The organism is Gammaproteobacteria bacterium, assembly GCA_027296625.1.
Lineage (GTDB): Bacteria > Pseudomonadota > Gammaproteobacteria > JAKEHO01 > JAKEHO01 > JAKEHO01.
This window is the reverse complement of record JAPUIX010000093.1, coordinates 1-5272: the sequence shown is the minus strand read 5'-3', so window position 1 is coordinate 5272 and position 5272 is coordinate 1. Positions and strand designations below refer to the sequence as shown.

5 protein-coding genes are annotated in these 5272 nt (G+C 52.1%); 4 read left to right on the top strand and 1 reads right to left on the bottom strand.

The window, feature by feature from the left end; translation table 11 throughout:
* Nucleotides 1–808, bottom strand: an 808-nt coding sequence (locus O6944_04930) for an NAD-dependent epimerase/dehydratase family protein (protein MCZ6718481.1), incomplete at its 3' end; no start/stop codon positions are given.
* Nucleotides 809–1259: 451 nt separating this feature from the next.
* Between O6944_04930 and O6944_04925 the strand changes: the two genes are divergently transcribed.
* The 4 genes from O6944_04925 to O6944_04910 all read left to right on the top strand — a co-directional run.
* Nucleotides 1260–2450, top strand: coding sequence for a polysaccharide biosynthesis C-terminal domain-containing protein (locus O6944_04925; GenBank protein ID MCZ6718480.1), 1191 nt, complete (start codon nt 1260–1262; stop codon nt 2448–2450).
* Nucleotides 2451–2452: 2 nt separating this feature from the next.
* Nucleotides 2453–3661 (top strand): glycosyltransferase family 4 protein, encoded by a 1209-nt coding sequence (locus O6944_04920; GenBank protein ID MCZ6718479.1) that lies wholly within the window; start codon nt 2453–2455, stop codon nt 3659–3661.
* A gap of 26 nt (nt 3662–3687) precedes the next feature.
* Nucleotides 3688–4470, top strand: coding sequence for a WecB/TagA/CpsF family glycosyltransferase (locus O6944_04915; GenBank protein MCZ6718478.1), 783 nt, complete (start codon nt 3688–3690; stop codon nt 4468–4470).
* Between the two features lie 361 nt (nt 4471–4831).
* On the top strand, nt 4832–5272 hold a 441-nt coding region (locus tag O6944_04910; protein MCZ6718477.1), incomplete at its 3' end, for a hypothetical protein.

Sequence of the window (5272 nt, the reverse complement as noted above, 5' to 3'; positions counted from 1 at the left end):
ACGACTCGGCTATGTCCACCAACTGATTAATCGTTACCAGTTGACTGCTCCCCAAATTGAGAGGGTAATCGACGTCGCTTTCCATTATCAAGCGAGTCCCTTTCAGGCAGTCGTCGATGAACATAAAGCTGCGTACTTGTTCTCCGTCGCCCCATATTTCTATCTCATGTTGACCTGATAACACGGCCTCAATCACCTTACGGCAGATCGCTGCCGGCGCTTTTTCACGCCCTCCACTGTACGCACCCATCGGGCCATACACGTTATGATAACGGGCGACCCGAGTTTCCAGTCCAAAATCTTCTGAGAAATGTCGGTACATCCGCTCGCTGAAAAGCTTCTCCCAGCCGTAGCCATCTTCGGGCATAGCCGGGTACGTATCCGATTCCTTGAGCGGCGGAACATTCTCGGAGGATTGCTTGTAATCCGGATAGACGCACGCTGATGAGCTAAAGAAAAACCGCTTGACCCCACAATCCCGAGCAGCCATCAGCATATGTGTGCTTATCAAGACAGAGATCATACACTCGGCTTTATGGGTCTCGATAAATCCGATTCCTCCCATGTCGGCCGCCAGATTAAAAACAATATCAACCCCCTTCATCACTTCAGAGCAGGCTGCTTTCTCAACAAGATTGTGTTGCTGATTATCGGCTTCCGGGAATAGCTGGTACCATTCATCAAAGGGCTTTGAATCTACTGCACGAACGTTGCGGCACTCTTGACGCAATAGATCTGATACCAAATGACCACCGATGAATCCTCCCGCGCCGGTCACAAGCACAACGTCGGTTGCTTTGTCCCACATTCGATCCATTTCCCTCTTCTAATTTCATTTGGTGCTACTCTCGCGATTCATATCATTAAGATGAAACAAATATCACGAGTAAACAACCACTTGGTTTCTTCCACAGTTACCTTTGCTGAAAAATTTGGTCATTAATTCGCCGACCAATCTTTCGAATTCAATTGGCCTTCCAGCTAACCTTTGCCGCCTGTAAAAAAATATACTACGTCCTTAGTGCCAAGAGATATTATTGTGAGCGATTGACGAGTGTAAGTGCCTCATCTAAATAGTGTTGAATATTTTGATGATACCTTTCTCGGGAGAAAAACAACCGTAGTTTGGTGTCACCCGATACATTTACAACATGTAGTGTTTCGGCTACACCAAAATAACCCGGCTCCTAATGTTTGAGTCCGCTATCCAATTTCTCCGAAAGCATAGGCACATTAATTGGGCCCTGGCCGATCAAGCTATGATTAGTGGCGCCCACTTTTCCCGAGCCATACTGTTAGCGCGTTATCTTGGAATCGAAGAATTCGGTCGGTTCAGCTTGGCCTGGATGGCGGTGCTTTTCGCAAGCAGCCTGCACGCTGCGGTGATCCTTATGCCAATGATGAGCCTTGGGCCAAAACAGAGTAGTGCAGAGGTTCGTTACTATTACGGCGTGCTCTGTGTTCATCAACTTTTTTTCGCAATACTAACCTTCATTTCCATAATGGGGGGCGGTTTATTACTAACGGAGTTTGCGCCTAGTTGGAACATTGGAGAGTTTCTCCTTGCATGTGCTTTTGCGGCATCCGCTTTTATCACCCAGGATTTTATGAGGCGCTATTTCTTCACGCTTGGTAACGTCCGCACTGCATTCGTCAACGATATGATTTGCTACGTGGGGCAGCTTTTAGTCTTAATACTTCTTTTCCGCGTAACCACCCTTAGCAGCGTTGACGCGCTATGGATACTAGGAGCAACCTCCGCGCTTGCCGCAGGAATTGGTGCCCTCACTATGGGTCAACTCGCGTGGCGCATCAGTACCTTTCACAGGGTGACCCGGCTACACTGGAACTTCAGTAAATGGCTCCTATTGTCCGCTCTTTTACATTGGACGTCGGGTAATATCTTTATCCTTGCTGCAGGGGCGATGCTGGGCGCGGGCCCGGTAGGGGCTCTGAAAGCAGCTCAGACGATCATGGGCGTGCTACGCGTCTTCTTTAACGGGCTTGGAAACGCTGTCCTACCACGAGCCGCGTGGCATATGCAAAGCGGCGGACTAGCCGCCCTTCGGGCATACCTTCGGCAGATCACGTGGCTAGTTGTGGCCGCGACGACCATCGTTACGTGCGCCGCCGCTGCTGCTCCCGAATTTTGGCTCCGACTCGCGTTTGGCGAAGCTTATTTTGGTTACGGCTTTATCCTTCAATGGTATGCGTTGATCTCTCTTGTCGCTTGCATGGATCTCATCTTTCGCACAGCACTCCAGACCCTAGAGCACACGCGACCAATTTTGATGGCACATCTCGCGACCACCTTTTTTAGTGTGATCGCCGCGTACCCGCTTATCGCTTGGCAAGGGCTGACTGGTGTGATGATCGGAATCTTCATATCTCAATGCATCATGCAACTGAAATTATTTCACGAATCTTTGGCCCCTCTGAATGTCAAATAAACATGAATATTGTTCTCGTTCATAACTACTATCAGACACCAGGCGGTGAGGACCTGGTGTTCAATACCGAGGCCAATTTACTCGAAGAGAGGGGCCATTCAGTGCATCGATACACCGTCCACAACGACGACATTGCACATATGAACCGTCTGGCTTTAGCTGCTGGCACCGTGTGGCGACGATCCGAGGCGCGAAGGATGTGCGCTCTATTTCGACAAATCCGTCCGAATTTGGTTCACTTTCATAACACCTTTCCGTTGATCTCGCCGGCAGCGTATTACGCAGCGCACAATGAGGGCGTCCCTGTGGTTCAAACCTTGCACAACTATCGACTGCTTTGTGTCGACGCGACATTATTCCGCAACGGACATACCTGTGAAGACTGTCTTAATAAGGTAGTGTCTTGGCCGGGGATGCTGCATGGGTGTTACCGCTCAAGTCGTGCTGCCAGTACGGTGGTCACGGGAATGCTGGCCGTCCACCGAGCTCTCGGAACATGGCAAAACAAAGTGGACAGGTGGATTGCTCTATCTAATTTTGCGCGCGACAAGTTCGTTCAGGGCGGCTTGCCAGCCCATAAGTTCGCCGTCAAGCCTAACTTCGTTCCGGATCCAGGCTGCCCCGACCACCGCGCGGAAAGACGGCGCGACGGACTGTTTGTCGGACGACTTACTGAAGAGAAAGGGCTCTCCGTCCTACTTTCCGCCTGTCGTGGCCTGGATCTATGCATAGACGTACTGGGCGACGGGCGGCTTGCAAAAAGTCTTCAGCACTCCGCTCCCGAGAACGTTCGTTTTCAAGGATATCAGCATAGAGACGCGATCTTTGTCGCTATGCGGACTTCGGGTTTTCTTGTGGTGCCCTCGATTTGGTACGAGGGGTTTCCCATGGTCCTGGTCGAAGCATTTGCCAACGGCCTTCCAGTCATCGCGTCACGTCTCGGTGCTCTGGCGGAGATCGTCGAAGATGGCGTAACTGGACTTCATTTTGAGCCAGGTTCGCCAGAAGACCTAGCGGCGAAGCTTCAATGGGCTGATAGTCATCCCGAGGAGCTTCGCCGCATGGGCCAAAACGCTCGGCGCACATACGAGGACAGATATAGCCCAACACCCAATTATCAGCAGCTGATTCAAATATACGACGAGGCCATTGAAGAAAAACGCTCTCGGTCATGCGTCCCGTCTGAAAATCCTCTCTCCGGGCCTCACTGAGGTGGACATCGTTGACTAGACTCTAAATGCCTGTAGATCCTGAAAACATACAGCGAGGGAATATCTTGGGTGTTGGTGTTAGCGCCATCAACATGAAGCTTGCCCTTGAAATCATAGATCAATGGCTTGAAAAACGAGAATTACGATATGTCTGCGTCACCGGCGTACATGGCATAATGGAAAGCCAGCGGAATGAGAATCTTCGCCGCATTCATAATACCGCTGGCCTCGTAACACCGGACGGCATGCCCCTCGTCTGGCTCCTCAAATACGCCGGACATCGCCGTGTCGGGCGCGTTTATGGTCCGGACCTCATGCTCGCTGTCATCGAGAGGTCACTTGAAATACGCTACAAGCACTTCCTTTACGGCGCTACGGATTTGGCTCTCTCGCGCCTTGAAGCGAATCTCAAGCGCCGGTTTCCCGGAATTCAGATCGCAGGCGTTTATTCACCACCATTTCGTCCCTTAACCAAGAAAGAAGATAAGCAGGTTGTTGATATGATCAACGACAGCGGGGCTGACATTGTGTGGGTAGGTCTTAGCACTCCTAAACAAGAGAGGTGGATGGCAGACCACCGTGATCGTATTCGATCCCCTGTACTCATCGGAGTCGGTGCGGCTTTCGATTTTCACGCAGGCATAAAACGGCAAGCGCCACGTTTCATACAGCGCAGTGGCTTTGAGTGGCTTTTCCGCCTGGCAATGGAACCGCGTAGGCTCTGGAAACGTTATCTGTCAAACAATTCTGCTTTCCTTTTTCTCATCACCTGCCAGAAGGCTCGTCTAAGACGTTACGAGATTGACTGATCATGTTCCGGACAATAGCCCCGAGATGACACCCCGGGATACGCCACGCCAGAGGAATTCCCCGTATCTATTCAGGATCGTGTCCCTGGTGAGATGCCAAAAAAGCCCGCCGGCAGAGCAATCTCAACCACCCAGAATCTCAAACTGAGTGACCAAATTCAAGAGGCAGGGATAACGTAAAAGAGTTTTCGCATATGCATGCACCGAGTGGCCAGTCGGCGCTCCTCGCGGCGGGCATGCCGAAAGAATGGTTTACGCCGGTAAACATAGCCAACTCAGTTGGTGGGTCTGCCGCTAAAACAATTGAGCCCATGACGCCCGCCAGTGGCACCCCCTGCCAAGGCACCGTGAAGGGGGCTGGTTGGAGGGTTATACGATTAAGAAAGGAGCAAAGATGCCGCCGGTGGAAGACATCAAGCAGGCGCATGCCATGGCGGTCGAGGCGATGTTGCCGGCGGGCCCGGAGACTATCCTGAGGGCCCTTCACAAGCTGCGGCTCGGTACGGCGTCTCGAGATCTGAGCGAAGACGACCGGCAGGCTCAAGTGCTTCTTTATGCCGAACATCTGGCCTCGTATCCGGCGGTCGTGGTGAACGAGGCGACTGAACATCTTCTAAGCAACGCAAGGTTCTTCCCGCCACTCGCCGATGTTCTTGCGGCCTGCGAGGAGCGGTCGGAAAAGCCCCGTGCGTTGTTGCGTTGTCTCGAGGGAATGCTCGAATTGGCGGCCGGTCGCCCCGCCTTCCTATGCGGGTCGCAACCGTGGCTGCGCGTATCCTCGTACCTCCGTGAAAATTACAGG

Bases quoted from the DNA above. Each gene is read 5' to 3' on its own strand.
- O6944_04925 (MCZ6718480.1), top strand. From the start codon at position 1,260: ATGATTAGTGGCGCCCACTTTTCCCGAGCCATACTGTTAGCGCGTTAT.
- O6944_04920 (MCZ6718479.1), top strand. From the start codon at position 2,453: ATGAATATTGTTCTCGTTCATAACTACTATCAGACACCAGGCGGTGAG.
- O6944_04915 (MCZ6718478.1), top strand. From the start codon at position 3,688: ATGCCTGTAGATCCTGAAAACATACAGCGAGGGAATATCTTGGGTGTT.